General features: G+C 71.4%; 26 protein-coding genes, 1 tRNA gene and 2 pseudogenes. 13 read left to right on the top strand and 16 right to left on the bottom strand.

What is annotated here, in order from left to right:
- Positions 1 to 293: MFS transporter (locus ACFPZI_RS28985; protein WP_381369057.1), on the bottom strand; the 293-nt coding region annotated here is incomplete at its 3' end.
- Positions 294 to 768: 475 nt separating this feature from the next.
- Between ACFPZI_RS28985 and ACFPZI_RS28990 the strand changes: the two genes are divergently transcribed.
- Positions 769 to 1,062, top strand: a complete 294-nt coding sequence (locus ACFPZI_RS28990; protein ID WP_381369060.1) for a transposase — start codon at positions 769 to 771, stop codon at positions 1,060 to 1,062.
- Positions 1,063 to 1,106: 44 nt separating this feature from the next.
- Here the strand turns inward: ACFPZI_RS28990 and ACFPZI_RS28995 are convergent, their stop codons facing one another.
- Complete coding sequence (locus ACFPZI_RS28995) at positions 1,107 to 1,988, bottom strand: NAD(P)-dependent oxidoreductase (protein WP_381369063.1); 882 nt, start codon at positions 1,986 to 1,988, stop codon at positions 1,107 to 1,109.
- Between the two features lie 96 nt (positions 1,989 to 2,084).
- Here ACFPZI_RS28995 and ACFPZI_RS29000 point away from each other — a divergent pair, with 96 nt between their 5' ends.
- On the top strand, positions 2,085 to 2,489 hold the full coding sequence (locus tag ACFPZI_RS29000; RefSeq protein WP_381369066.1) for a winged helix-turn-helix transcriptional regulator: 405 nt from the start codon (positions 2,085 to 2,087) through the stop codon (positions 2,487 to 2,489).
- Positions 2,490 to 2,603: 114 nt separating this feature from the next.
- Here ACFPZI_RS29000 and ACFPZI_RS29005 read toward each other — a convergent pair whose 3' ends face one another.
- Positions 2,604 to 2,762 carry a hypothetical protein gene (locus ACFPZI_RS29005; protein ID WP_381369517.1) on the bottom strand — a complete coding sequence of 53 codons (159 nt, stop codon included), beginning with the start codon at positions 2,760 to 2,762 and terminating at the stop codon, positions 2,604 to 2,606.
- Positions 2,744 to 2,980 carry a DUF4158 domain-containing protein gene (locus ACFPZI_RS29010; protein ID WP_381369069.1) on the bottom strand — a complete coding sequence of 79 codons (237 nt, stop codon included), beginning with the start codon at positions 2,978 to 2,980 and terminating at the stop codon, positions 2,744 to 2,746. Before ACFPZI_RS29010 ends, ACFPZI_RS29005 begins: the two co-directional genes overlap by 19 nt.
- Positions 2,981 to 3,371: 391 nt before the next feature.
- Here ACFPZI_RS29010 and ACFPZI_RS29015 point away from each other — a divergent pair, with 391 nt between their 5' ends.
- Entirely contained in the window at positions 3,372 to 4,913 is a 1,542-nt protein-coding gene (locus ACFPZI_RS29015) for a M28 family metallopeptidase (protein WP_381369072.1), read from the top strand.
- A gap of 50 nt (positions 4,914 to 4,963) precedes the next feature.
- Here the strand turns inward: ACFPZI_RS29015 and ACFPZI_RS29020 are convergent, their stop codons facing one another.
- Positions 4,964 to 5,107: a hypothetical protein gene (locus ACFPZI_RS29020; RefSeq protein ID WP_381369075.1), complete on the bottom strand. Its 144-nt coding sequence runs from the start codon at positions 5,105 to 5,107 to the stop codon at positions 4,964 to 4,966.
- 109 nt (positions 5,108 to 5,216) lie between these two features.
- On the bottom strand, positions 5,217 to 5,432 hold the full coding sequence (locus ACFPZI_RS29025; RefSeq protein WP_381369078.1) for a hypothetical protein: 216 nt from the start codon (positions 5,430 to 5,432) through the stop codon (positions 5,217 to 5,219).
- On the opposite strand from ACFPZI_RS29025, the gene ACFPZI_RS29030 reads away from it, so the two are divergent.
- The gene (locus tag ACFPZI_RS29030) at positions 5,431 to 5,646 is read left to right on the top strand and encodes a hypothetical protein (protein WP_381369081.1); all 216 of its coding nucleotides are present in this window, start codon (positions 5,431 to 5,433) and stop codon (positions 5,644 to 5,646) included. The two genes, ACFPZI_RS29025 and ACFPZI_RS29030, sit on opposite strands and share 2 nt — an antisense overlap.
- Positions 5,647 to 5,675: 29 nt before the next feature.
- Here the strand turns inward: ACFPZI_RS29030 and ACFPZI_RS29035 are convergent, their stop codons facing one another.
- The 4 genes from ACFPZI_RS29035 to ACFPZI_RS29050 all read right to left on the bottom strand — a co-directional run bounded on the left by ACFPZI_RS29035 (position 5,676) and on the right by ACFPZI_RS29050 (position 11,816).
- Positions 5,676 to 7,046: a Cys-Gln thioester bond-forming surface protein gene (locus ACFPZI_RS29035; protein WP_381369083.1), complete on the bottom strand. Its 1,371-nt coding sequence runs from the start codon at positions 7,044 to 7,046 to the stop codon at positions 5,676 to 5,678.
- A 333-nt stretch (positions 7,047 to 7,379) separates the two neighbouring features.
- Positions 7,380 to 7,922, bottom strand: a complete 543-nt coding sequence (locus ACFPZI_RS29040) for a single-stranded DNA-binding protein (RefSeq protein ID WP_381369086.1) — start codon at positions 7,920 to 7,922, stop codon at positions 7,380 to 7,382.
- A 192-nt stretch (positions 7,923 to 8,114) separates the two neighbouring features.
- Positions 8,115 to 10,208 carry a YfjP family GTPase gene (locus tag ACFPZI_RS29045; RefSeq protein ID WP_381369087.1) on the bottom strand — a complete coding sequence of 698 codons (2,094 nt, stop codon included), beginning with the start codon at positions 10,206 to 10,208 and terminating at the stop codon, positions 8,115 to 8,117.
- Between the two features lie 3 nt (positions 10,209 to 10,211).
- Positions 10,212 to 11,816, bottom strand: coding sequence for a dynamin family protein (locus ACFPZI_RS29050; RefSeq protein WP_381369090.1), 1,605 nt, complete (start codon positions 11,814 to 11,816; stop codon positions 10,212 to 10,214).
- A 321-nt stretch (positions 11,817 to 12,137) separates the two neighbouring features.
- Here ACFPZI_RS29050 and ACFPZI_RS29055 point away from each other — a divergent pair.
- The 5 genes and pseudogenes from ACFPZI_RS29055 (at position 12,138) to ACFPZI_RS29075 (ending at position 15,787) form a co-directional block, all read left to right on the top strand.
- A tRNA-Arg gene (locus tag ACFPZI_RS29055) sits at positions 12,138 to 12,210 on the top strand.
- Positions 12,211 to 12,432: 222 nt separating this feature from the next.
- Positions 12,433 to 12,900: a dihydrofolate reductase family protein gene (locus tag ACFPZI_RS29060; RefSeq protein WP_381369093.1), complete on the top strand. Its 468-nt coding sequence runs from the start codon at positions 12,433 to 12,435 to the stop codon at positions 12,898 to 12,900.
- A 244-nt stretch (positions 12,901 to 13,144) separates the two neighbouring features.
- Positions 13,145 to 14,104 (top strand): annotated as a pseudogene (locus ACFPZI_RS29065) (D-2-hydroxyacid dehydrogenase family protein).
- A 164-nt stretch (positions 14,105 to 14,268) separates the two neighbouring features.
- Positions 14,269 to 14,559 (top strand): chaplin, encoded by a 291-nt coding sequence (locus ACFPZI_RS29070; RefSeq protein WP_381369096.1) that lies wholly within the window; start codon positions 14,269 to 14,271, stop codon positions 14,557 to 14,559.
- Between the two features lie 253 nt (positions 14,560 to 14,812).
- A complete protein-coding gene (locus ACFPZI_RS29075) occupies positions 14,813 to 15,787 on the top strand; it encodes an alpha/beta fold hydrolase (protein ID WP_381369099.1) in 975 nt (324 codons plus the stop codon).
- A gap of 126 nt (positions 15,788 to 15,913) precedes the next feature.
- Here ACFPZI_RS29075 and ACFPZI_RS29080 read toward each other — a convergent pair whose 3' ends face one another.
- From ACFPZI_RS29080 to ACFPZI_RS29090, 3 genes are all read right to left on the bottom strand, one after another.
- Complete coding sequence (locus ACFPZI_RS29080; protein ID WP_381369102.1) at positions 15,914 to 16,195, bottom strand: hypothetical protein; 282 nt, start codon at positions 16,193 to 16,195, stop codon at positions 15,914 to 15,916.
- A gap of 144 nt (positions 16,196 to 16,339) precedes the next feature.
- Positions 16,340 to 16,609: a hypothetical protein gene (locus ACFPZI_RS29085; protein WP_381369105.1), complete on the bottom strand. Its 270-nt coding sequence runs from the start codon at positions 16,607 to 16,609 to the stop codon at positions 16,340 to 16,342.
- Between the two features lie 242 nt (positions 16,610 to 16,851).
- On the bottom strand, positions 16,852 to 17,124 hold the full coding sequence (locus ACFPZI_RS29090) for a hypothetical protein (protein WP_381369107.1): 273 nt from the start codon (positions 17,122 to 17,124) through the stop codon (positions 16,852 to 16,854).
- A 331-nt stretch (positions 17,125 to 17,455) separates the two neighbouring features.
- Here ACFPZI_RS29090 and ACFPZI_RS29095 point away from each other — a divergent pair.
- A pseudogene (locus tag ACFPZI_RS29095) lies at positions 17,456 to 17,742 on the top strand (chaplin).
- Between the two features lie 62 nt (positions 17,743 to 17,804).
- On the opposite strand, the gene ACFPZI_RS29100 reads toward ACFPZI_RS29095, so the two are convergent.
- From ACFPZI_RS29100 to ACFPZI_RS29110, 3 genes are all read right to left on the bottom strand, one after another.
- Entirely contained in the window at positions 17,805 to 18,671 is an 867-nt protein-coding gene (locus tag ACFPZI_RS29100) for a tyrosinase family protein (RefSeq protein WP_381369110.1), read from the bottom strand.
- Complete coding sequence (locus ACFPZI_RS29105; RefSeq protein ID WP_381369113.1) at positions 18,655 to 19,158, bottom strand: tyrosinase family oxidase copper chaperone; 504 nt, start codon at positions 19,156 to 19,158, stop codon at positions 18,655 to 18,657. The genes ACFPZI_RS29100 and ACFPZI_RS29105 overlap by 17 nt, the downstream gene beginning before the upstream one ends.
- A gap of 139 nt (positions 19,159 to 19,297) precedes the next feature.
- The gene (locus tag ACFPZI_RS29110; protein ID WP_381369116.1) at positions 19,298 to 19,570 is read right to left on the bottom strand and encodes a hypothetical protein; all 273 of its coding nucleotides are present in this window, start codon (positions 19,568 to 19,570) and stop codon (positions 19,298 to 19,300) included.
- A 543-nt stretch (positions 19,571 to 20,113) separates the two neighbouring features.
- On the opposite strand from ACFPZI_RS29110, the gene ACFPZI_RS29115 reads away from it, so the two are divergent.
- Genes ACFPZI_RS29115 through ACFPZI_RS29125 form a run of 3 tightly spaced genes read left to right on the top strand, consistent with a single transcriptional unit; the run spans position 20,114 to position 24,002 of the window.
- Positions 20,114 to 21,235: a DUF3344 domain-containing protein gene (locus tag ACFPZI_RS29115; protein ID WP_381369119.1), complete on the top strand. Its 1,122-nt coding sequence runs from the start codon at positions 20,114 to 20,116 to the stop codon at positions 21,233 to 21,235.
- Positions 21,232 to 22,578: a glycosyltransferase gene (locus tag ACFPZI_RS29120; protein WP_381369122.1), complete on the top strand. Its 1,347-nt coding sequence runs from the start codon at positions 21,232 to 21,234 to the stop codon at positions 22,576 to 22,578. Before ACFPZI_RS29115 ends, ACFPZI_RS29120 begins: the two co-directional genes overlap by 4 nt.
- On the top strand, positions 22,575 to 24,002 hold the full coding sequence (locus tag ACFPZI_RS29125; RefSeq protein WP_381369125.1) for an exopolysaccharide biosynthesis polyprenyl glycosylphosphotransferase: 1,428 nt from the start codon (positions 22,575 to 22,577) through the stop codon (positions 24,000 to 24,002). The genes ACFPZI_RS29120 and ACFPZI_RS29125 overlap by 4 nt, the downstream gene beginning before the upstream one ends.
- Positions 24,003 to 24,004 lie beyond the last annotated feature (2 nt).

The raw sequence follows: 24,004 nt of genomic DNA on the forward strand, positions 1-24,004 counted from the left end.
CCGGGCACGATCAGCGCCGCACCGAGCCCCTCCACCAGCCGGGCCGCAACCAGGAAGGGGGTGCTCGGCGCGAGCGCGCACGCGGCCGAGGACACAGTGAACACCGCCACGCCCGAGCAGAAGACCCGGCGGTTGCCCAGCCGGTCGCCCAGCGCGCCACCGGTCAGCAGGAACCCGGCGAAGACCAGGGTGTACCCATCGGTGATCCACTGGATGCCAGTGAGCGAGGCCGACAGCTCCCGGCCGATCACCGGCACGGCGACGTTGATGACCGTCACATCCAGAATCACCATGAAATACCCGGTGCACACCGCCAGTAGCGGTGCCCAGGACCGTCGCCCGGGCCCCGGGGCCGACGCGGGAGAGGACGTGGACTCACCGCCATCGGCCGACTCCGCGAACGCCACGGCCCCAACTCCCTCCCGTCCGCGAAGGCCCCGCACCAAAAGCTACGATAAGGGATGAATCCGCCACACTGATGGAGCCGGGTCGGCTGCGATGGTGTCCGGGATCGCCAAAGCCGGGCGGTGAGTCGACGCCGAGGTGCCCGGTACGTGTCGGCGATGCCCGGGTTCCAGGGGGTGCGAGGCCCTGGATGACGGAGTACGTCGCTGCGCGGGTTGCGGGCGCCCTGCGGCAGGATTCTGCTCAACGTCCGCATCCCGCCCGCCGCGCACACCGCCCTTGTCGTGGTTGTTCTGAAGCTTCCCCTTGACCACGGACACCTGGAGACTGGGATCTGAGAGGTTCCAGAGGAAGTAGTGCCAGGTGGGAAGCAAGTACACGAAGCGGTACTCGGATGAGTACAAGCGGGACGCGATCGAGCTCGTGCGCTCGTCGGGACGGACGGTGACCGACGTCGCCCGCGAGCTCGGCATCAGCTCCGAGAGCCTGCGCGGCTGGGTCAAGAAGGCCAAGGCCGCCGAGGCCGGCGGGGACACCGCGTCGGCCCGCGGGAGCACGGACGCGCGCGGGCGCGAGGTCTCACCGGCGGAGTCGGGCCTGTTGGGTCCAACGGGCCTAGGGCGTGTTGTGAAAGTGCTGGTCACAGCTACTCGTTGAGGACTGTGACCAGCACGGTCGCCTCTGGGGCGGCAAGTGGCCGGTCAGTGCACCAGCAGGTCGATCACGCCCGTCAGGTCCTCCTCCCCGTTGCCCTCGGCCAGGCGGCGGCGCATCAGCTCGAAGTACGGGCTGAGCAGTTCCGGGCTGACACCCTGCTGCTCGGCGGTGCTCAGGAAGGTCGGCGTGCCTGCCACCTGCATGGCGAGGTCGGAGACGACACCCTTGGTGTAGTCGCCGCTGCGCAGCTGGTCGGCGGTCTGGTGAACCGCCGGGGCCATCGCGACGAGCCAGTCGGCGAGCAGCGGGGCGAGCGCCGCGGGGTCGATGTCCTCCTTGCGGATCAGGGCGAAGGCGTGCGCGGCACCGGCGAACATCCCGTACATGGCGCTGAGCAGGGCCACGTCGTGCAGGGCCGCGAAGCCCGCGTCCTCGCCGACGTAGGTAGTGCCGGCCGGGACGCCCAGGGTCTGCTGGTGCCGCTCGAACAGCTCCCACGAGCCGCTGTAGAAGACGTAGCCGCCGGCTTCTGGGGCGCCGATCATCGGAGGGACGGCCATGATCCCGCCGTCCAGGTAGCGGACGCCGCGCTCGCGGGCCCACTCGGCGCGGGCGCGGGCCTGGGCGGGGGTGCTGGTGGTCAGGTTGACCAGGTCCCGGTCGGCCAGGTCGGTGCCGGCCAGCACCTCGTCGACCGAGGTGTCGTCCAACAGGCAAACGACGACCAGGGTGTTCGCTGCGACCGCCTCAGCGGCGCTGTCCGCGACCCTTGCACCCTCGGCGGCGAGCGCCGCGGCGCGGGCCGGGGTGCGGTTCCAGACGGTGAGCGGGTGGCCGGCGGCAAGCCAGGTACGGGCCAGCGCGGTGCCCATCGCGCCGAGGCCCAGCAGCGTGACGGAAGTCTTCTCAACAGTGTTCTGTGCCATGCCGATTAGGCTGGTCGCAGGCCCGGAGGTGATCAAGTACGCACTTGGTAGTGGGTGGTTACCCCGGGGTGAGCGAGCACGTCGAAAGGGTGGGGCATGACGACGCTGAACCGGCCGGGCGCACCAGACGGACACGTCTGCGGGATCGACACCGCGATGGAGGTGATCGGCGGCAAGTGGAAGGTGCTGATCCTCTGGGCGCTCCATGAGCACCCCTACCGCCGCTTCGGCGAGCTGCGTCGGCTGCTTCCGGGGATCACCGAGAAGGTGCTGGCCTCTCACCTGCGTGAGATGGAGGCGGACGGCGTCGTGCACCGCGTCTCCTACGACGAGGTGCCGCCCCGCGTCGAGTACTCGCTGACCGAGGACGGCATGCGACTCAACGACGCACTCCAGCCGCTGGCCGCCTGGGGACGGCGGTGTCATAGCCTCGAAGCAACAGTGCAGGTGAGAAGGGTTGCTCGTGGCAGTGCGGAGACCGTTGACGCTCGAGGAGCGTGAGGAGATCGCGGTCGGCCGCGCCCAGGACAAAGGGGTGCGGGAGATTGCGCGGCGGATCGGCCGGGACCCGTCGGTGGTCAGCCGGGAGATACGCCGGAACAGTTCGCGGCGCGGTTACCGGTCCTCCCCGAGCTCCACCGGGCAGACCTCTGCCGCGAGCCAGGCGGCCAGCCGCTCCTCATCGGCCCGGGTCGCGGGGCAAAAGCCCAGCGCCTCGCGGATCTGCGTCCGGTGCCCCTTCGCCGAGCGCGAAGTCAGGTCGTACTTCGCCAAGCCGTTGGCCGCACCTTGACCACGTCGGCCACGTAGTCGACCGCGGCCTGCGGGAACTCCTCGATGAGCCGGGGGAAGCGGCCCTCCGACTCGAAGAACTTCAGCATCAGCGCGAAGCCGGGCCGGGCCGGGTCGGACTTGTTCGCGATCAGGTCCCAGTCACTGCCCACCAAGGTCCAGCACGCCACCACGTCCTCGGGCGACCACTCCCTGCGCATGAACGCTTCCACTCCTCCGCCGTCCACTCGCTCGGAGCAGCGAAGCGGCAGGGCGCCAGGCAACGGGGTGCCGATCAGGCACGGGCGCTACTTTGCACCGTGGGTCAGGGATAGGAGACCGGGGCCCTGATGCGGCACTGGTCAGCACCGGTGGCTTCCAGCCAACTTCGGTTGGGCCAGCGGCCGATCGGTGCGCTCGGGTGGCGCCGGCGCCGAAGATTCCCGTCAACCCATTACCAAGCGTTTACTGAGCAGATACCTTTCTCCTTGCCGGTGGCAGGAGCGGGCAGAGCGATCCGGCTATTCCTGCCTGCCCGGAGTACCGCTGCACGTCGTTCGGCCTGTTTTCGGTTTTACGCTCATTCCTCATGGACCGCCGGAAGGAAGCGTTTTGAACGCTCGGAACCGCCGCACCACGGTAGCCGCCGTATCCGTCGCAGGGCTCATAGCGCCGCTGCTGCTGATCGGATCGAGCACCGCCTCCGCCCACAGCGACCCTGCCAAGGAGGCTGCCAAGCTCGCAAAGAAGCTCGTCAAGAAGAGCGACGCCAAGGATGCCTACGAGCATCTGAAGCAGTTCCAGCGGATCGCTGACAAGAACGGGAACACCCGGGTGGCCGGGTCGAAGGGGCACCGGCAGTCGGCCGAGTACGTCGAAGGCCTGCTGCGGAAGGCCGGGTACTCGGTGACCCGGAACGAGTTCGACTTCCCGTTCACCCAGACGCTGGCGCAGAGCCTGCGGGTGGTGTCGCCGCAGCAGCAGGACGTCCCGGTGACCGCCATGACGTACTCCACCAACAGCCCGGTCGGCGGCATCACCGCCCCGGTCGCGGTGGTGCCGGTCGACGACACCACCGGCTGCGAGCCGGAGGACTACGCCCCCGAGACGTTCACCGGCAAGATCGCGCTGATCAAGCGCGGCGGCTGCACCTTCGCGGAGAAGCAGGAGACCGCCGCCGGTGCGGGCGCGGTCGGCGCGATCATCTACAACAACACCGAGGGCGCGCTCAGCGGCACCCTGGGAGACCCGTCCGTCGCCAAGATCCCGGCAGGCGGCGTCACGCAGGCGGACGGCGAGGCGCTCGCGGCCAAGGCCGCCGCCGGCGCAGTGACCGTCAACCTGGAGATCCGCACCTTCTCGGAGACCCGGCGCACCTACAACGTGATCGCCGAGACCAAGGGCGGCGCCGCCGACAACGTGGTGATGTTCGGCGCCCACCTGGACTCGGTGGCGGACGGCCCGGGCATCAACGACAACGGCTCCGGCTCCGCCGGCATCCTCGACGTGGCCCTGAACCTCTCCCACGAGAAGACCAAGAACAAGGTGCGCTTCGCCTGGTGGTCGGCTGAGGAGTTCGGCCTGCTGGGCTCGGAGGCGTACGTCGACAGCCTCTCGGCGGCGGACCGTGCGAAGGTCAAGCTGTACCTGAACTTCGACATGATCGCCTCGCCGAACTACGCCCAGTTCGTCTACGACGGCGACGACTCCGACCAGGTCGGTGCCGGCCCCGGCCCGGAGGGCTCGGCGCAGCTGGAGCGGCAGATCACCGACTACCTGGACAGCCGGCGCACCCCGTACGAGGGCACCGACTTCACCGGCCGGTCGGACTACGGGCCGTTCATCGAGGTGGGCATCCCCTCGGGCGGCACCTTCACCGGCGCCGAGGGCGTCAAGACGGCCGAGCAGGCAAAGGTGTACGGCGGTAAGGCCGGTGTCGCGTACGACGCCTGCTACCACGCCGCTTGCGACAACCTGAAGAACATCAACATGAAGGCGTTCGACGTCAACATCGACGTCATCGCCAACGCGGTGGGCCAGTACGCCTGGGACACCAGCCTTCTGAGCAAGCCGGTGGCGCCGCAGAACACCAAGGGCTCGGCGGGCAGCGGTGGTGGCCTGCACGAAGGCCATGACCACGAGGTCACCGAGTAACTCCCCATACACACAGGGGGGGAGGGCCGGGCTGTCCGGTCCTCCCCCCCTCAATGCTGCGGCGGGAGGCGCAGTCGCCACGGTTCCTTGCGGAAGGAGACCCTGGCGGGTGCCTCCGCCCTGCGGCAGGCGCGCCGCACCCGCCGCCGCAGGGCCTTCGCGCCATCCACCAGGGACTCGACGGTCAGGTCCAAGCCTCCACACATCTCACAGAAGCTGTTGTCTTTCCGGGCGTGATCGCCGCGTTTCCGCTGGTCGGGGAGAGGAGCGGTGCTTCCGTGGGAGTGGTGGCCTGTCGGGTGGTCACTGCTTGGGGAGGTTGCGGACGCCGTCGGTCGTCGGCCTCGGACGGCCAGCCCGGGCGTTCCCCTCCCACCAGCGCCAGGTTCGCGCCGAAACCGTGAACTGACGCTCGTCCAGCAGTTGTTGTCCGTGCGTGGTGAGGCGGGCGGCAGCCTGCTCGACGGTGCGCCGTCCCGCCCTCAGCCTCGCCGCTCGTAAGGCGTCGTTGCGACCCATGCGCCCGGTCTGGACGGTCGTCTGCTTCCTCGCGCTGCCTCTGGCCCTCGTCGGGCTCGTGCGGGCCTGCGTCGAGTACCGGGCATCGGTGCGCGGCCGGACGAGCAGGCCGCACGCCGTCGTCGGCGGCGTGCTGTCCCTGCCGGGAGCGACGGCGGCGATCCTTTACATGGTCTTCCCGGCCACTCGTCCGGATCTCGCCCTCCAGGAGTAGCCGTTCGGCGGGCGCGTCGACCGAGTGCGTCAGTTGCCGCGACTCGCCTCGCGCTGCCGGGTGATGACCAGGGCCGTTCCGCCGAGGACGACCAGGGTGATGGCGGTGCCGACGATCCAGGGGGCGGCGCTGGGGGCGCCGGTGTCGGCGAGGTTGACGTCGGTGGATCCGACCACGACGGGGGCGGGGGTGGGGCCGCTCAGGGTCTGGATGTCGGCGCCGGTTTCGGCGGCCTTGGTCCTGCAGTCGAGCATGCCGGTGAACCGCTTCTCGAAGCCGTCCGCGCCCTGGACCGTGAAGTCGTACGTCCGGTCCTCGGCCACCGGGACCGTCACCGTGCGGGTCTCCCCCGGCTCCACGGTGTACTCGCGCTCCGCGAGTTCGAAGGTGAAGGGCTCGTCGTCCTGGTTGGTGGTGATGACGTCGACGCCGCCTTCGGCGCAGTTCTTCCGGGCGGTCATCGCCGGAATCGCGCCCTGCTCCGCCCACGTCGCACCCGCCGTCGCGGAGACCGTCGAGGTGCTGGAGCCGGCCAGGATCTGCGTCTGGCTGCGGCTCTCCGCGGCGAACGCCCGGCCTACCGGCACCGTGGTCGAGGCCTGTGCGGTCACCTGGACCGTGCCCTCGGGCGCGTCCTCGGGTATCTCGAAGAACACCTCGGTGCCGTCCACCGCGCTGATGACCGGCAGGCCGTCCGCGTCCAGGATCCGCACCCCGCTCGTGGCGGCGTCCGCCGGCGGCGACATCGTCACGCTGCGCGCGTCCGTACGTACCGTCACCGGGCCGAGCAGCTCGCCGGGGCGTCCGGAGACGGCCGGCGGGTCCAGGGTGAGCGACGCCTGCGGCTCCGCCTGGTTGCGCGCGTTCTTCTCCAGGTAGTCGGCGAGCTGCTCCGCCTGGGGGTCGACGGCGTCCACGTCCACGCCGTCGGAGTAGCGCCAGATCGCCACCTGCGTGCCGGCCGCCGCGTCCTGCTCGGTCAGCTCGCCCCGGACGCCCGCCCGGTCGGCGAGCGCCGCGAGGTCGTTCACCTGGGGGTAGGAGTTCCGCAGGATCCAGTGGATCCGGCCGGCGTTCTCGTTGGCGCCCAGCGAGGTCCCGCTCCAGTCGGCCTCGTGGTACGCGGCGTCCGTCTGCGTGGGGGTGTGGATGTCGACGCAGTACGTCTGCAGCATGCCGCCGCCCTCGACGGACATCTCGAACAGCCCCGCCGACACCTGCTGGTCCCCGGCGGCGCCGCGGATCACGGCCTCGCCGTACGTCTTCAGGCCCTCCACGGTCGCGGCCGCTCCGCCCTCACCGCGCGTCGTCCCGTCGTCGGCCACCGCTGTCCCGGCGCCGGCCAGCACACCGGCGGCGATGAATCCGGACACCAGTGTTCCGGCGGCGAGACGTCTCACCGGCCCGACCCCGCGTGCGGACAACGCAGAGAACCCAGAGGACGCAGCAAACACCGATTTCCCTTCCGAGCGGGACCCATTGACGTGGGGGACGGGCCCCACCAGCAGAATTACCGGCCCCGAGAACCCCGGGAGCCATGCCCGGCATCCTAAGTACGCCGCGAACCGCGCCCGCCGGTGATCAGGTCGGAGGCCTGATCCGACGTGGAATCGTTATCGCCGGAGTGGGTACGAGCAGGGCTTGTCGATAAAACAACTCAGGATCGTTCGTCACGCATTAGCTGATAAGCCGCACTTCGGTCGGCTCCGCCGCCGAGGGCCGGACCGGCGACATCACGTCACCATGGCTGGTTCCGGCGACTGTTGGGCGGCGGCGGGCTCGGATGCGGCGGTTGCGGCGGTTGCGGCAGCGGCCACTTCGACCGCTTCGGCGGCTTCAGCCTCCTTGGCTCCCTCGCCCGGCCTGGTTTCCCACGTGGGTTCCGGCCGGTCCGGGGAGGCCTGTTGTGGGTCCGGGCGGCCCGCGCGGCGGAAGGCCGACGTGCCCCGGGCCAGGTCGTGTCCGATCACCACCGCGTCGATGTCCGCCGAGGTACGGCCCTGCTGCCCCTCGCGTGTCTCCGTGCGCACCTTCAACCGCCCCTGCACGATCACGGGTTCGCCCACCGACAGCGAGGCCGTGGCGTTGGTGGCGAGCTGGCGATTGGCCCACACCGTGAAGAAGTTGGTGTGTCCGTCCGCCCACATGGCCTTGTCCCGGTTCCAGTACCGCGACGTGACCGCCAGCCGGAACCTCGCCACCGGTCCGGACGCCGTCTCCCGGAACACCGGCTGCGTCGCCACGTTGCCCACCGCACAGATCATCGTCTCGTTCATCACGCCTGCCTCCCCCGCCCGGACACCGGCACCGGCGGCCGGGCGGATACGCGTACGGGCCCGTCCCGTACGGCTGCGAGTCAGACTGCCGCCGTCGGGCCGGGCCCGCTGACGCCTGTGGACCACCGCCGGTCTGTGGACAACTCCGCCACCCGTACGAGTGGCCGCGCAGGAGTGACCGCTCCGTACGCCTCAGCTCATCCCGGCGCCCACCCCCGCCACCCGTCCGTACTCCTCCCGTACCTCCCGGTAGCGCAGCAGTTCCGAAGCCACCGGGTCCAGGACCCGGGCGCGGCCGCACCCCGCGGCCGCCTCCCGCAGCCGTCTCTCCGCCTCCAGCCCGTGTCGCCGGGCCGGCCCACGGGCCGCCATCCGGCAGCTCCACTCGACGATCGGGCCGCCGACGATGCCGATCACCATCAGCAGCACCGGCACCCCCAGGTTCGGCGACATGAATCCGACGATCTGGCCCACCAGCCACAGCCCGCCGATGAACTGGAGGATCGTCATGGACGCCTGGGCGAGTACGGCCGCCGGCCACCACCCGGGCCGCGGCGGCCGCCCCGGCGGCAGCGCGGCGCGCGCGGCGAGGTCGTCCAGCGCCTCCGGCAGCCCCTGGGAGCCCCGTACGGCCGCCTCGCGCACCGCCTGCGCCCACGGCTCGGGCAGCCCGTCCGAGGCCCGGTCGGACACCGTGCGCACCGCCTGCTCCACCCGCTGCCTGGCCGTGATCTCCTCGTCGGGCTGCGCACACTGCGGAAGCTTCCCGGTGAGCGGCCCGCCCCGGTCCCCGTACCAGCGCCACAGCCGCAGCCACGGGGTGCCGCACGCGCGGTTGGCATGGCGCAGCCACGCGCGTTCGGCGGCCTCGCCCGCCGCGGTGGCGCCCACGGCGTCCGCGAGCCGGTCCGTGAACTCCTCGCGCGCCTCCTCGCTGAGCCCGGCCCACCGGCTGTTGGCGTAGACGGGCCACAGCCGGGCCGCGGCGATGTCCACGTCCGCCGCGATACGGCGGCCGGCCGCTCCCCGCTCGGCCACGAACTGGCCGAGTGCTTCGCGTAGTTCACCGACCCCGTCGCCGGTGAGCGCGGACAGCGCGAGGACTGTCGTACCGGGTTCTCCGTACTCGCCCAGGGCGATGCCGTCCTCGTCGAGCAGGCGCCGCAGATCGTCCAGGACCTGCTCGGCGGCCTCCCCGGGCAGCCGGTCGATCTGGTTGAGGACGACGAACATGACCTCCGCGTGGGCCGCCATGGGCCGCAGATAGCGCTCGTGCAGCATCGCGTCGGCGTACTTCTCCGGGTCGACGACCCAGATGACGGCGTCGACCAGGTCCAGCACCCGGTCGACCTGTTCGCGGTGCTGCACGGCCGCCGAGTCGTGGTCCGGCAGGTCGACGAGAATGAGTCCGCGCAACTGCTCGTCCGCGTCCGCCATCGCCTGCGACGGACGTCGGCGCAACCGGGGCGGGATGCCGAGCCGTTCGATGAGACCCGCGGCGCCGTCGCCCCAACTGCACGCGATGGGCGCGGCAGTGGTCGGCCGTCGTACGCCGGTCTCCGAAATGGCGACCCCGGCGAGGGTGTTGAACAGCTGCGACTTGCCGCTGCCGGTCGCGCCCGCGATGGCGACGACGGTGTGCTGCCCGGAGAGCCTGCGCCGCGCGGCGGCCTCGTCGAGGACCCGGCCCGCCCCGGCCAGCGTCCGGCTGTCGAGCCGGGCCCTGGACAGCCCCACCAGTTCGCGCAACGCCTCCAGCCGGGACGTCAGGGGCGCGTCGTACGCCAGGGGGGTCGCGGGGGTCACCGTCTGCGGCACGGACGCGCGGGTCTCCAGCGCGGCGTACGACCCGGCTCCGAACCCGAAACCGGACCCGGACCCGACCCCTGTTCCGGTCCGGGCCCCGGCCCCGGACCCGGCCCCGGCGGTCTCGCTCACCCGGCGCGCGATCAGCCCGTCGGCCCAGGAGTCCTGCGTGGCCATCCTGTCCTCGGGTGCCCTGCCGCCGTCCTCCTCGTCCTCTTCGCCCTCTTCGTCCTCCTCGTCCTCCTCGTAGGCGTCGTCGTCCCTGTACACGTGGTTCCCGTACTTATCGTCCCCGTACGGGCCCTGCTCGCGCCCGCCCTGCTCCTGCCCGCCCACCACGCGCGCGTCCTCGGGGAGACCGGCCCCCTCGGGCCGCTCAGCCGTCCCGGATGCCTTTGCACCCCCGGAACCCCCTGAGCCCTCAGGGCGCTCGGTGTGGTCCTGGTCCTGGTCCTGGTCCTGGTCAGTGACGGCGGTCACCGGTCACCTCTCCTTCTGCAGTACGGACAACGCGGCGATGAGTTCGGCCTGGGGCTCCGGACGCACCTCGAGCGCGTCGAGCGGCGCGAGCCGGCGTTCGCGTTCGCGGTGCATGACCCGGTCCACGTACTCGAGGAGCAGCCGCCCGCCCCGGTCGCGCAGCCGCACCGCCCCGTGCGCGCCGATTTGCTGGGCGAGCTTCTCCCCCGCGGTCCGCGCCCGGCGCCCGCTCAGCAGCGCCGTGGCGACCAGGGCGGCGACCGTCTCGGGATCGGGTGCGGCACCGCGGTCGAGCTCGCGGACCTCGTCCTCGGCGTACTCCTCCAGCTCGCGCCGCCATCGCCGTACGGCCAGCCCGATCCGGTGCTCGACGCTCTCCGTCACCCCGTCGCCGTCAGTGAAATCCGTTGATTTCGCGGCCGGTTCGCGCCGCCAGGCGGTGTCGACCCGCTCGTCGGCGGCGGCGACGGCGCACAGCAGCAGGGCACCCAGGCCCTCCACGAGGGTGTCGAGGAGCTCGCCGGGCGTGCAGTCGAGCGGGAAGGCGCGCCACCGCTTGAGCGCGTCGCCGGCGAGCACGGTTCCGGCCTGCAGCCGGCCGCGCAGGCGCGCGTGCTCCTTGTCGTACGCCCCCTCGACGGCGGAGGTGAGCCGCAGCGCGGCGGCGTGCTGCGCGGCGGCGGCACCGGCGAGTTCCGGCATGCGGGAGTTGAGGGAGTCGAGGATGCCGTGGGCGGTACGCGCCATGACGTGCGCGCGGGCGGCGGGGTCCTGCGTCTGGTGGACGAGCCAGGTCCGCAGCGACGCCACGGCGGAGGCCGGCAGGAGCCCGCCGCCCCAGGCCGACTCGGGCAGCTCGGGCACGGTGAAGCGCGGTACGTGGCCGAGTCCGGCCTTGGTGAGGAGGGCGCCGTACTGCCGGGACACCTCGGACACGACCTGGTGGGGCACCCGGTCCAGGACGGTCACCAGGGTGACGTCGTACTCCTTGGCGGCGCGCAGCATGTGCCAGGGCACGGCGTCGGCGTAGCGGGCGGCGGTGGTGACCATGACCCAGATGTCCGCGGCGCAGATGAGTTCGGCGGCGAGGACGCGGTTGTCGGCGACGAGGGAGTCGATGTCGGGGGCGTCGAGCAGGGCGAGGCCGGGCGGGATGCTGTCGGCGGTCTCGATGCGCAGGACGCGCGCGGGGTTCTCTCCCGGGAGCAGCAGGTCGTCGGTCTCCCGCCGGGGGCCCCACACGCGCGTGAGGTCGGGCAGTACGCGCATCCCGCTGAACCAGTGGTGGTCCTCGGGGTGGCAGACGAGCACCGGTGTCCGGGTCGTCGGCCGCAGCACGCCCGCCTCGCTGACGCGCCGCCCCACGAGTGAGTTCACCAGGGTGGACTTGCCGGCCCCGGTGGACCCCCCTACGACGGCGAGCAACGGCGCCCGGGGCTCTCTCAGGCGGGGCACCAGGTAGTCGTCGAGCTGCGCGAGCAGTTCGACGCGGTTGGCACGCGCGCGTGAAGCCCCCGCGACAGGCAGCGGGAAGTGTGCGGCGGCGACACGGTCGCGCAGGGCGGAGAGTGCGTCGAGCAGCTGAGGCCGTACGTCCAAGGTCACCACATGTGAAGAATGCCCAATTTCATGGGAATTCTGAAGCATATGACCATGTCTGCGCGCCGATCTAACACAAGCGGACGGAAGGGGCGACTGGGGCGCGCGCACAGCCCAGGCATAACGAGTGCACAACACCCGATGCGCGAGGGGTCAAAATCGGTGCATGATTCGTACCTGCCTGCGATTATCGGGACCGCTTCACCGAACCTCCACATCGAGCCACGGAGGCGAGGCGGCAGGGGCAAGGACGCGGGAGCCCTATCCTTGTCCCCGGCGACGTCAGGGACCGGGGACACCCGGGCACCACGACAGTGGCCACCACACCCGGCCCCCGTAGCTCAGTGGATAGAGCAGGCGCCTTCTAAGCGCTTGGCCGCAGGTTCGAGTCCTGCCGGGGGCGCCTTCACCTCATCCTTTTCGCCTCGGGTTCCGGGGCAGAGGCAGCGCCCTGCCCGTCATGGCACGCCCGCCCGCGGGACCTCGGCCCCGCCTCCCCGGGCTCCGACCGCGGCCGACGGATCCGGAGGCCGACCGCTTGACGTGCCGGCCCCGTCGATGAGTTTCCGGGCCCGGGACAGTCCTTGGTGGTGAGATTGAGGACGGTCACGGAGAGGACTGCTCCATGCCCACTGCAGAGACCCCAGAAGCCCCGGAGAGCGCGGAGACCCCGGAGGGTGCGGACGCCGTGCCGGTCCGCTCGTTGCCGGACACGGAACCGCAGACGGCCGGGAGCAAGGTGCTCCTGCACTTCACCATGTCGCTGGACGGGTTCGTGGCGGGGCCGGAGCACGCGATGGACTGGATGACGGGGATCTCGCACCGCTCCGGACTCGTCGAGGAGTACGTGGAGACGACCGGCGCCGTTCTGGGAGGCCGGGACGGCTGGGACGGCTCCCCCGATGCCGAGGCGATCTACGGGGGTGCTTGGCAGGGACCGGTGTTCGTGCTCACCCGTCACCCGCAGGACGCGCATCCCGCCGGCGGTGTGACGTTCCTGAGCTGCGACGTGGCCGAGGCGGGTCCGGATCGGGCTCGAGGCCGCCGTCTTCCACACCGGGGACGGCGAAGCGGGCTGGCGCATCAACCATGACGACCTGCTGGCGGGGCGTTTCGACGACGTCGTGCAGTCGTACCACTGCTGATCCCGAGCCCGCCTTCCCGGACCACGGGCACGATCCGTGCCGCCGGACGCGGAGCGAACGCGGACAACCAGGACGCCCAGAACCGTTCGGGATGGCCGCAGTGACCAGGAACGGGTCCTGGTCCCATTCCTGGTCACTGCTCAGGAACGGTAACTTGATCGCCCCGGACCACGGACGAGCAGGGGAAGCGGCATGCGGCTGCGGTGTGCGGTGCTGGACGACTTCCAGGGCGTGGCGACCGAGGCCGCCGACTGGGGACCGGTCACGGAGGACGTCGAAGTGGTCTCGTTCGACGGTCACTTCGCCGACGAGGACGCCCTGGCCGGCGCGCTCGCCGACGCCGACATCGTGGTGACGCTGCGGGAGCGGGTGGCCTTTCCCGGGTCGCTGATCGCCAGGCTGCCCCGGCTGAGGCTGATCGTCGCCTCCGGCATGCGCAACTCGGTCATCGACTACGCCGCCGCCCGGGCGCACGGCGTCACCGTGTGCGGTACGGCCAGTTCCTCCACCCCGCCCGTCGAACTGACCTGGGCCCTGCTCCTCGGCCTGGCGCGCGGCCTCGTCTAGGAGAGCAACGGCCTGCGCGCCGGCGGTCCCTGGCAGCGCACCGTGGGCGCCGACCTGCACGGACGGCGCCTGGGACTGCTCGGTCTGGGGAAGATCGGGAGCCGGGTGGCCCAGGTCGGTCTCGCCTTCGGCATGCGGGTCGGGGCCTGGAGCCACCACCTCACCCAGGAACGTGCCGACGAGGTGGGCGTGGAGTTCGCGCCGTCCAAGGAGGACCTGCTGCGCGAGAGCGACTTCGTCTCCGTGCACCTCGCGCTCGGCGAGCGCAGCCGCGGCCTGCTCGGCACCGCCGAACTCGCCCTGCTCAAGCCCACCGCCTACCTGGTCAACACCTCCCGCGCGGCGATCGTCGACCAGGACGCCCTGCTCGCCGTGGTGCGCGAGGGCCGGATCGCCGGTGCGGGCGTCGACGTCTTCGACGTCGAACCGCTGCCCGCCGGCCACCCGATGCGCACCGCCCCGCGTCTCCTCGCCACCCCGCACCTCGGCTATGTCTCCCGCGCCAACTACGCCACGTACTACGGCCAGGCGGTCGAGAACATCCGTGCCTTCCTCGACGGCGCGCCGGTGCGGCGCCTGCCCTGAAAGGGCTGGGGGCCTGAGGGCCTGAGGGCCGGGTCCGGAAGAAGACCCCTACGCCCAGGGTGATCCGTGACTGATCACCGTGACCCGTCGTGCGTCTCCGCGTTGAACGGGGAGCACGGCCGCGCCCCCTGCGGCCGTGCTCATCGAATCAGAAGGAGAACGTGATGTCGCGCATCGCGAAGGCAGCCTGCGTCGCACTCGGCACGGGTGCCGTGGCGCTGAGCGGGGCCGGTGCGGCCCTGGCGGACGCGGGTGCCCAGGGCGTCGCCGCCCACTCCGGGGGAGTCCTGTCGGGCAACCTCGTCCAGGCCCCGGTCCACGTGCCCGTCAACGTGTGCGGGAACACCGTCAACGGCGTCGGTGCGCTGAACCCGGCGTTCGGCAACAAGTGCGTGAACAAGGACGGTCAGGGCCACAAGAAGCACAAGAGCCACAAGAGCGCCTACGGGAACTGATCGCCCGTACGCGTCATCGGCAGAACATCCAGAGCCCCGGCACCTCGAGCGCCGGGGCTCTCGCCGCTCCTGACACCGTCCCTGAGTCCCCGGCCCTCAGGCTCAGCGGTGGATCCGCCGGCGGTTGTCGCCTTGCGGGCCGCGCATGCCCTGTTGCCGGGATCGCCCACAAATGAGTGATTACGAACAAAAGACATGAGTGCTGGTAATCATGGACTGGTTCGACATCATTTCCCCTGTCCCGGAGCCGTCCATGCGCACTGCCCTCACCCCCGCCCAGGTTTCCCTGACCACACAGCGCCACGGGTCCGCTTCTCCACCGCTGGAGCAGGTGGAGGAGCGGACCCTGACGTTCGAGGGCTTCACGTACGGGTGCCGGATCGTCCATCAGAGCGCTCCGCGAACAGCGCCGCTGCTGCTGCTCGGCGGCTCGTCCCAGAACCGGTACTCCTGGCAGGGGCACGAGAAGTGGCTGGCACCGTTGTGCACAGTGATCACCGTGGATCTTCCCGGATACGGCAGTGCGGACTTCCTGCCCGCTCACTACGGGATCGACTTCCTAGCGGCCGCGGTCCAGCACATGCTCATGGAGACCCGGATGCCGCCGGTGAATCTCTTCGGCGGCTGCTTCGGCGAAGTCGTCGGCCTCCGCTTCGCGCAGCTGCATCCCGAGTCCGTCCGTCGCATCGTCTTCTGCGGCGCGGCGAAGCGTCTCCCCGAGATCTACACCGAAGCGGTACCGCGCCTGTCGCAGGCGCTGGAACGGGGCGAGATCGACGCGGCGGCCGGCGGTCTGGTGGAGCTGTTCATGTCGAACCCGGGTGCCGGTCAGGTGCGCAGGCACGCGGCCGTCGCACGCCTTTTGCATCACCAGTTCGTGAACCAGACGCCGGACGAGCTGAAGAAGGCGGTCGAGCACAACACGAGGCTGGTGACGCACGGCTGTTACGAGCCCCTGCCCGTCCCCGACGTGCCGGCCCTGGTGTTCACGGGGGAGTACGACACCCTGTGCACCCCGCAGATGGGCCGTGAGCTCGCCGCGACGATTCCGGCGGCGCGGTTCACGACGGTCACGGAGGCGGACCACCTGGTCACCGTCGAGCGCAGGCAGGAGTCCTCGGACCTGATCGGCCGCTTCTGCACCGACCGTCCCATCGACGACCTGCCGTACTGCACCCCCGTGGAGTCGCCGGCTGCCGGTGCCGTCTACGCGGCGGCATGCCGGTGACGGACATACGACGAGTGGCCGGGACCCGGTATCGGGTTCCGGCCACTCTCCGCTGTACGGGTGGTCCGACGCGGGTGACGTCGATGTGAGGGATGCCGTGGACAACGACCCCGACCGACAAAGATGTCAGGACTTCTTGCCCGGGAGGACAACGCTGTTGGTGCAGGAGACCTCGGCGCTCCCGCCGGAGCAGGTCTGCTTCGACTCGTTGACGAAGTGGATCTTTCCGTACTGGTCGGTCGTGATCTCCTGCTCGCTCGCCTGCACGCAGCGAACGGTGCCGTCCTTGCCCTTGACGCAGTTGTCCGGGCCATCGGCACCGAAGGCCTGAACGGCACCGGCGCCGATCAGCGCGAGCCCTCCGAGGGCCCCTGCCGCAGCCGCCGCGATCTTCTTCGACTTCACCATCTACCTTTTTCCTTGACCGTCGATCCGCCGCTACTGAGCGGCGCAGCCGTTCCGGACATCCGGACCGGCCAATGAGCCGGGCAGGCTCGGGGCTCGAACACCTGGGTTCGAGCCCCGAGACCTGCCCATTTCAGCCGGCAATGATCACTTGCCGTCGATGGTGAAGCTGGAGGCGCAGGACACCGAGTTGGTCTCCGTGTTCTCGGCGTGGGCGAGACCCAGGATGCCGACCGCGAGGTTGATGTCGTCGATGTTGATGAGGCCCTGCTTCGAGTTGTCCTGGACGCAGGTCGTGGTCTGCGAGTTGTTGAGCTCGACCTCCGGCTCGCCACCGGCGTGGCTGACGCCGGCGCCGAGGAAGCCGACACTGCCGAGCATGGCCATGACGACGGCGGCCTTCTGGTACTTGCGCATTACTGCTCCATTCTCGTACTGACACGGTCCGTATCGGACCGGACACTCACAGTCGCTAATGTAGGCGACATTTACGGCAGTTGTTAGACGAAACGCCGCGCCGCGCCTGGGGAAAACGGGATGCCGCCGCCTTGAGCGGCGGAGCCGGTCCGGACACCCGGACCGGCCGGCACGCCGGGCGGGCCCGGGGCTCGAACACCTGGGTTCGAGCCCCGAGACCCACCTGGATCACCTGGCAGTGATCACTTGCCGCCGAGGGCGAGGCTGGAGGCGCAGGACACCGCGTTGGTCTCCTTGTTCTCCGCCTTGCCGAGGCCCAGCAGGGCGCCGACGCCGGCGTTGACGTCGTCGACGTTGACGAGGCCCTTGGCGGAGTTGTCCTGGATGCAGGTGGTGGTCTGCTTGTTGTTCAGCTCGAACTCCGGCTCGCCACCGGCGTGGCTGACGCCGGCGCCGAGGAAGCCGACACTGCCGAGCATGGCCATGACGACGGCGGCCTTCTGGTACTTGCGCATTACTTCTCCGATTTCCCGAGTGGACACAACCCGTTACGGGCTGGTCACTTACAGTGGTAAACATAAGCGATGTTTCCGACTTGGGGTAGCCAAAACGCCCATGCGCGTAATTTTCTCGTGAAGATGCAGGTCGCCGGTCCGACACGGGTGCGTCAGGTGGCCGAACGCGCGTCGGGCGGCCGGGAGCGGAGGCCGCTCGTCCGGTGCGGCGGCTTCCCCAGGGGGTGATCCCGGAAGAAACACCGTGACCGGTGAGAGGTGCTCGCGTTGAGCGGGGCGTGCGGCCGCGCGTCATGCAACCGCGCTCACCCGGTCAGTAAGGGAGAACGCGATGTCTCGCATCGCGAAGGCCGGCGCTGTCGCTCTCGGCACGGGGGCCCTGGTGCTCAGCGGAGCCGGTATGGCCGCGGCGGACGCCGGCGCCGGCGCCGCGGCGTCCCATCGCCGGGTGCCACGTCCGGCAACGTGGTCCAGGTCCCGGTCCACGCGCCGATCAACGCGTGCGGAAACACCGTCGACGTGATCGGCTTCCTCAACCCCGCCGTGGGCAACCGCTGCGTGAACGGCAGCCACCGGAAGCACCAGCAGGGCTACGGCAACCGACGTTCGTCGTGGTGACCCGAGAGCCCCGTCGCCGCGAGCGCCGGGGCTCTCCTCATGAAGCCCGGGACCACGTCCCCTCACGCGTACCGGTAGATCCGGCCGACGTCCTCCAACTCGTCCGGTGTCACGTCCCACGGCGGCAGCTTCTCGTGCCGTGCCACGATCCGGCGGTGCTGCTCGTCGCCCCGGCCCGGCGGTTTCGCGGGGAGGTAGCGGGCCCCGCCGTGCCGGCGCTGCCAGCGGTACCACTGCAGGTCGACGAAGGCATGGTGCAGCCAGAAGACGGGGTCGTTGACGGAAGCGGCACCGAGCATGGCCCCGCCGACCCAGCGGTGCACCCGGTTGTGGTTGCGCCAGGGCGTGCTGCCCCGGCCGGTGCTCCAGCCCTCCAGCTTGTTGCGGAAACCCCGTGCGACCGTCGAGTCCCAGGGACGCACGTCGTAGACGGGGTCCTTCAGCGCCTGCTCCAGGTCGCTCGTGGTGGGCAGGGCGATCGGGTCGCGGCGACGGCCGAGGTCCCGGGTGAGGAACCCCCCGTCGGTCACGCCCACCACGATGGGCCAGTCGCCCTGCCGGTACGCGAAGGGCCCCGTCATCACCTGCCGGTCGGAACGGCGCCCGTTGCCGCCGAGGAGGTCCGCCGTCCACGGTGCGGAGGTGGTCGTGCGGTCACGGGTCCAGTCCCAGTACGGAAGGGTCACCGCCGAGTCCACCCGGCGCAGGGCGGCCTCCAGGTCGAGCAGGAACCGGCGGTGCCAGGGCAGGAAGGAGGGCGCCATGTGCGCGGTGCGCAGTCCACGCTCGCCGTCGGAGGTGAAGTACGTGAGGTGCATCCGCACGAACTCGTCGTACTCGCCACGCCGTTTGACCTCCAGCAGCGCCTTGACGAACCGCCGCCTCTCGGCTGCCGTGAGCGTGCCGGCGTCCTTACGCACGTGCGCCATGCCGGCCCTCCCCGTGCGCGTGTCCCGCGGCCCCCGGGGCCGACGCCGCCTCACGCAGCCGCTCGTCGGGGCCGAGCGCGTCGACGGCCGCGTGGGCGGCCTCGAGCGGCGTCCGGTAGGAGCAGTAGTGGTCGACCGTGCTCAGCCAGCCGCCGTCGGCGCGGCGCATCAGATGCAGGGGACGGCCGTCCACCGTGACGTGCCACCGGCCGTCCTCGGCCGCGGTGCGCCCGGGCGCCCACACCCCTCGGATGCGACGGCCGCGGTAGGCCTGCTCGAAGGCGGTGTCGCCCGGGGCGTCCGTTGCCGCGGGTCCGGGGTGCGGAGACCGGAAGGCGGCAAGCACCGGAGTCAGGGCGCCGGCGAGGACGCCGGCCCGCAGCCCGCGTGCCACGTCCCGCCGTGTTCTGCCCGCCGGTTGGGGCAGCGCCGGGCCCGGTGTTCCGTCCTCGGCACCCATGGGTGCCCCGCCGGTGGTGACGACCATGATCCACTCCTCGTTCGTACGGATGTCGGTTGCCCTAACCGCCGAACCTCCCGCGTGGTCACCGCCGCACGGCGAGGAGAGTGGACATACGAAGTCGGGCCCCGGTCCGGAACCGGGGGCCGACTTCGTAGGGCGTGCCTCAGGCGTGCAGCCCCAGGTCGCCGTGCACCGGCTTGGCCTGGTTCGCCACGGCCGCCGCCTCCTCCGCGGCGCCGAGCACCGAGGTCCGGGCCCCGGAGTCGCTCGACTCGTCCTGCAGCGGCATGAGTTCGAAGGGGACCGCGGTGCGCGTGTTCAGGCCGGTGTCGAGGCCGGTGGACGCCAGGTCGATGTCCTGGGCGTACGCGGGCGCGGCCATGCCGGCGGCGATCAGAGAACCGGCAAGGACGGCGGCAGCCTTCAGGGACTTCATCGTGTTCCTTTCTTCGGCAACGCGGGTCGCCGGAGGGGACTTCGTGTCGCCGTGTCTAACGACCCCTGGCCGGTGCGGAAACCGGGGGACCACGGATTGACGAGTCGTCATATGAGATCAAACGGCCGGCCGTGCCGCAGGTACCGGCGGAACGGTGGTCGCGGACGTCGGGGTTCCCGACCCGAACAAGCGGCGTGGGGGCCTTCGGTGTCCCGTTCTCACCCGTGCGACCCCGTCCTGTCTGATGAGGCGACGGGCCGGGACTGCCTGGGCGCTGCCCGGGGGCGGACCGGCTTCACGATTCCAACACAGTTGTCGGCGTTGGTTGAGTTTCGGCAAATTTGTCCGGCTGATGGTTAGAGTTGCGCCGACGCACCCCCCTAGGCGGACGCATCCCACTCGTCGTGCTGCCTGCTCGTCCCGGCGGTCCTGCTCGTCGTCGCCGTCCTCGGGTGAGGCTCCGACATCGGTGGCACCGCCGACCGCGGACGTCGTCTTCACCCATCCGGTCACCGCCACCCGTTCCGAAAGGCTCCGACGGTCATGCGCCAATCCCCGGGCCAGTTGCTTCGCCCTGCCATGGTGGGTGTCCTCGCTCTTGTCGCGATGTGGGCACCCTGCGGCTCCCCGGCCGCCGCGCCGGCCGCCGCGCCGGCCGCCGCGCCGGCCGCGCCTCCCGCGCCGGAGGCGAGCAGTCTCCCGTTCGACCAGCGGTACTACGCGCTTCAGCACGGCGGCATCGTGCGCGCGGCCAACTCCTCCGCCACCTGCCGCACGAGCCGGGCGTCTTCGTGCGCGGACGTGCAGGCGGGCGCGCAGGCGGTGAACGGCGACTTCGACATGTTCTACGTCGACGTCGACCGCGATGCGAACACCTACAACTCCTCCCGCGCGGAGGTCCGTCTGCCCTCCGGCTCCCGGGTGACGTATGCGCGCCTGTACTGGGGCGGCAACCTGCGCGTGGGCGAACAGAAGCCGCCGCAGGACAACGGGCGGGTACTGATCGCCGAACCCGGCGGAAGTTACAAGGAACTCCTCGCGGACACCGTCGTCGGACACGACGTGGCGGACGGCGCGGACGCGTTCCAGGCCTCGGCGGACGTGACCGGGCTGGTGCGGGACAGCGGGCCGGGCCTCTACACCGTGGCCGATGTCAACGTGGCCGCCGGCCGGTCGGCGGCCGGCGCATGGGGCGGCTGGACCCTGGTGGTGGCGTACGAGAACCCGGCGGAGCCGCTGCGGCACCTCTCGCTCTGGGACGGCTTCGCGCCGCTGCAGTCCCGCACGGGACCCGAGGTCCGGCTCAGCGGTCTGGACCTCGCCGAGGGCGCGGAGGGCCAGGTGGGGCTGGTGGCGTACAACGGCGACCGCGGCACCACGGGCGACTCGCTCACCGTGACCACCGGCACACCCGCTTCCACCGCGACGCTCGCCGACTCCGCCAACCCCGCCGGCGACGTCCTGAACTCCACCATCAGCGGGCCCGCCGGGGCTGCCCCGGCGCGGGTGCCGGCGTATTCCAACACCCTCGGCTACGACTCCGACGTGTTCACCCTCGGACGCGGCCTGCTGCACGCCGGCGACCGGGTGAGTTTCCTGCTCTCGTCCCAACGGGACGCGGCCTGGGCCGGCGTGCTCTTCACCGCCGTCGACGCCCTCCGATGAACACGCCACCCCCCGCCCCGAGCGCCGTCACGAGCGAGGAATCCGTACCCACGGGCCTGCCCCCCTCCGACCGCCGGCCGCGCGTACTGCACCTCACCCAACCGGTGGACGGCGGGGTCGCGCGCGTGGTGACGGACCTGGTCCGGACGCAGGTGGCGGACGGTCTGGACGTCACCGCGGTCTGCCCCGACAGCACACTCGCCCTCCACCTGCGGACGCTCGGCGCGCAGGTACGGAACTGGCCGTCGACGCGGTCGCCCGGCCCGTCACTCGTGCGGGAGGTACGGCACCTCGCGCGGTTGATCGACGAGGTGCGCCCCGACCTGGTGCACGCGCACAGCGCGAAGGCCGGACTCGCCGGGCGGCTCGCGGTGCGCGGGCGGATTCCCACGGTCTTCCAGCCGCACGCCTGGTCGTTCGAGGCGGTGGGCGGGGTCACCGCGGCGCTCGCGCTCGGGTGGGAGCGCTGGGGGGCACGCTGGGCCACCCGGGTGGTGTGCGTGAGCGAGGCGGAACGGACGACCGGCGTGCACGCCGGGATCACCGGACGGTGGACCGTCGTCCCCAACGGCATCGATCCCGAGCGCTTCTGCCCGGCCGGCGCCGACACCGTGCGGGCCGAGCTCGCCCCGCTCGCCGCCCTCCACCCCGCGGCACCGCTCGTGGTCTGTGTGGGGCGGCTCTGCCGGCAGAAGGGGCAGGACGTCCTGCTGCGGGCGTGGGACGCCGTCGTGCGGCGGGTGCCCGCCGCACGCCTCGTCCTGGTCGGCGACGGGCCGGACCACGACCGGCTGCGCGCACAGGCCCCGACGTCCGTGCTGTTCGCGGGAGCCGTCACCGACACCTCGCTCTGGTACCAGGCCGCCGATCTCGTTGTCCTGCCGTCCCGCTGGGAGGGCATGGCCCTTGCCCCGCTGGAGGCGATGGCCTGCGGGCGTCCCGTGGTGGTCACGGACGTCGACGGCGCTCGCGAGAGCCTGCCGCCGTCCTTCGCCCCCCGTTGTCTGGTACCGCCGGAGAACCCGGAGGCTCTGGCCGGGGCCCTGTCCGGGCTGCTGCTCGACCCGCCGCTGCGTACGTCGCTCGGCGACCTGGGCCGTCGGCACGTGCTGTCCGTCCACGACGTACGGCACACCGCCGAGCAGGTCGCCGACGTCTACCGCGACCTGCTCGGCACCTGGCCCTCCCGTGGGAGGGCACGTCCGTCCCGGGCCGTCGAGCGTGGCGAGGCCCGCGACGCCGAACCGGAGCAGCCGCTCGAGACGGGCTGCTGTGCCGAAGCGGCGAACCGGACCGCGCAGCGCGTCGAGCCCACCAAGTACAGGGAGACCATCCGCTCGTGACCGCCGAACACACCGTTCCCTCCCCCGGCGTACCGCCGCGGGACCACGGCTCCTCGCCCGTCTCCGTCATGCCGCCACGCGGCACCCCCAGCGGTCTGCGACGGCCCGTCCCACAGCCTTCGGCTCGGCCCGCTTCGCCCGTACCGCTGCTCCTCGCAGACGCTGCCGCGGCCCTGTTGGGCACGCTGGCGCTGTCCGGCACCCAGCGACACTCCCTGCTCGCCGCCCTGTTGATCGCCGCGTCGCTGCTGCTGCGCCCCCGCGGCGGCCGGCCGCCGGGGCCGGGACCGCTGGAGGAACTGCCCGCCGTGTGCGGCCGTGTCGCGGTGGCCTGGCTGGCGCTCGCGGCGCTCTGGGCGGCGTACCGGCCGGAGCACGCGTTGTCCGCCGGCACCGTGCTGACGGGCCTCGTCCTGCAGTCGGCGGCCGGCGGTGCGCTGCGCGCGGCCGTGCACGGGCGGCGGCACGCCGCACTGCGGAGCCATCCGCACGCGGCGCTCGTCGTCGGCCCGGCGGCGACCGCGCAGCGCGTGGCCGCCGCCCTGCTGCGCCACCCGCGCTGCGGCGTGCGGCCGGTGGGGGTCGTCGCCGAGCAGCCGGACGGCATCGAGGGCCTGCCGGTGCTGCGCACCGGTGAGGAGGTCGAGCGGGCGGTCATCCAGAACGGGGTCCGGACCGTGCTGACCGTTCACCCCTCGGTACACACCGGACAGGGCCCGCTGCTGCGCGCACTGGCCGACTCGGGCTGCGCGGTCTGGGAGGTCGACGCCGATTCCCCGCCGCACCCGGCGAAGGAACGGCTGGCCGGTTTCGCGTGCCGTCGCCTGGACCTGTCACCGGCGCGCCGCGGCAGTGCGGGCAAGCGCATGCTCGACATCCTCGTGTCGGGGACGCTGCTGCTGCTGGCCGGTCCGCTGCTGCTGGTGTGCGCGCTGACGCTGCGGCTCAGCGACGGGCCGGGCGTGGTGTTCCGGCAGGAGCGCATCGGCAGGAACGGAGAGCCGTTCACGCTGTTGAAGTTCCGTACGCACCGGCCGGTCGACGCGCACGAGTCGGCGACCCGGTGGAGCGTCGCCGACGAGAACGAGATGCGCCGGTTCTGCCGCATGCTGCGGCGCACCTCGCTCGACGAACTGCTCCAGCTGTGGAACGTGCTCCGCGGCGACATGAGCCTGGTCGGGCCGCGCCCCGAACGCCCTTACTTCGTCTCTCAGTTCAGTCGGACCTACCCGGGTTACGCGGCCCGCCACCGGATGCGGGCCGGCATCACCGGCCTCGCCCAGGTCCACGGGCTGCGCGGCGACACCTCGATCGAGGACCGCTGCCGGTTCGACAACGCCTACATCGACGACTGGTCGCTGTGGCAGGACATCTGCATCCTGCTGCGCACCGCGGTCACGCTGGTCCGTCCGACGGGGAGCTGACC

The sequence above is a fragment of the Streptomyces chlorus genome (assembly GCF_042655885.1).
Taxonomy (GTDB): Bacteria; Actinomycetota; Actinomycetes; order Streptomycetales; family Streptomycetaceae; genus Streptomyces; species Streptomyces chlorus.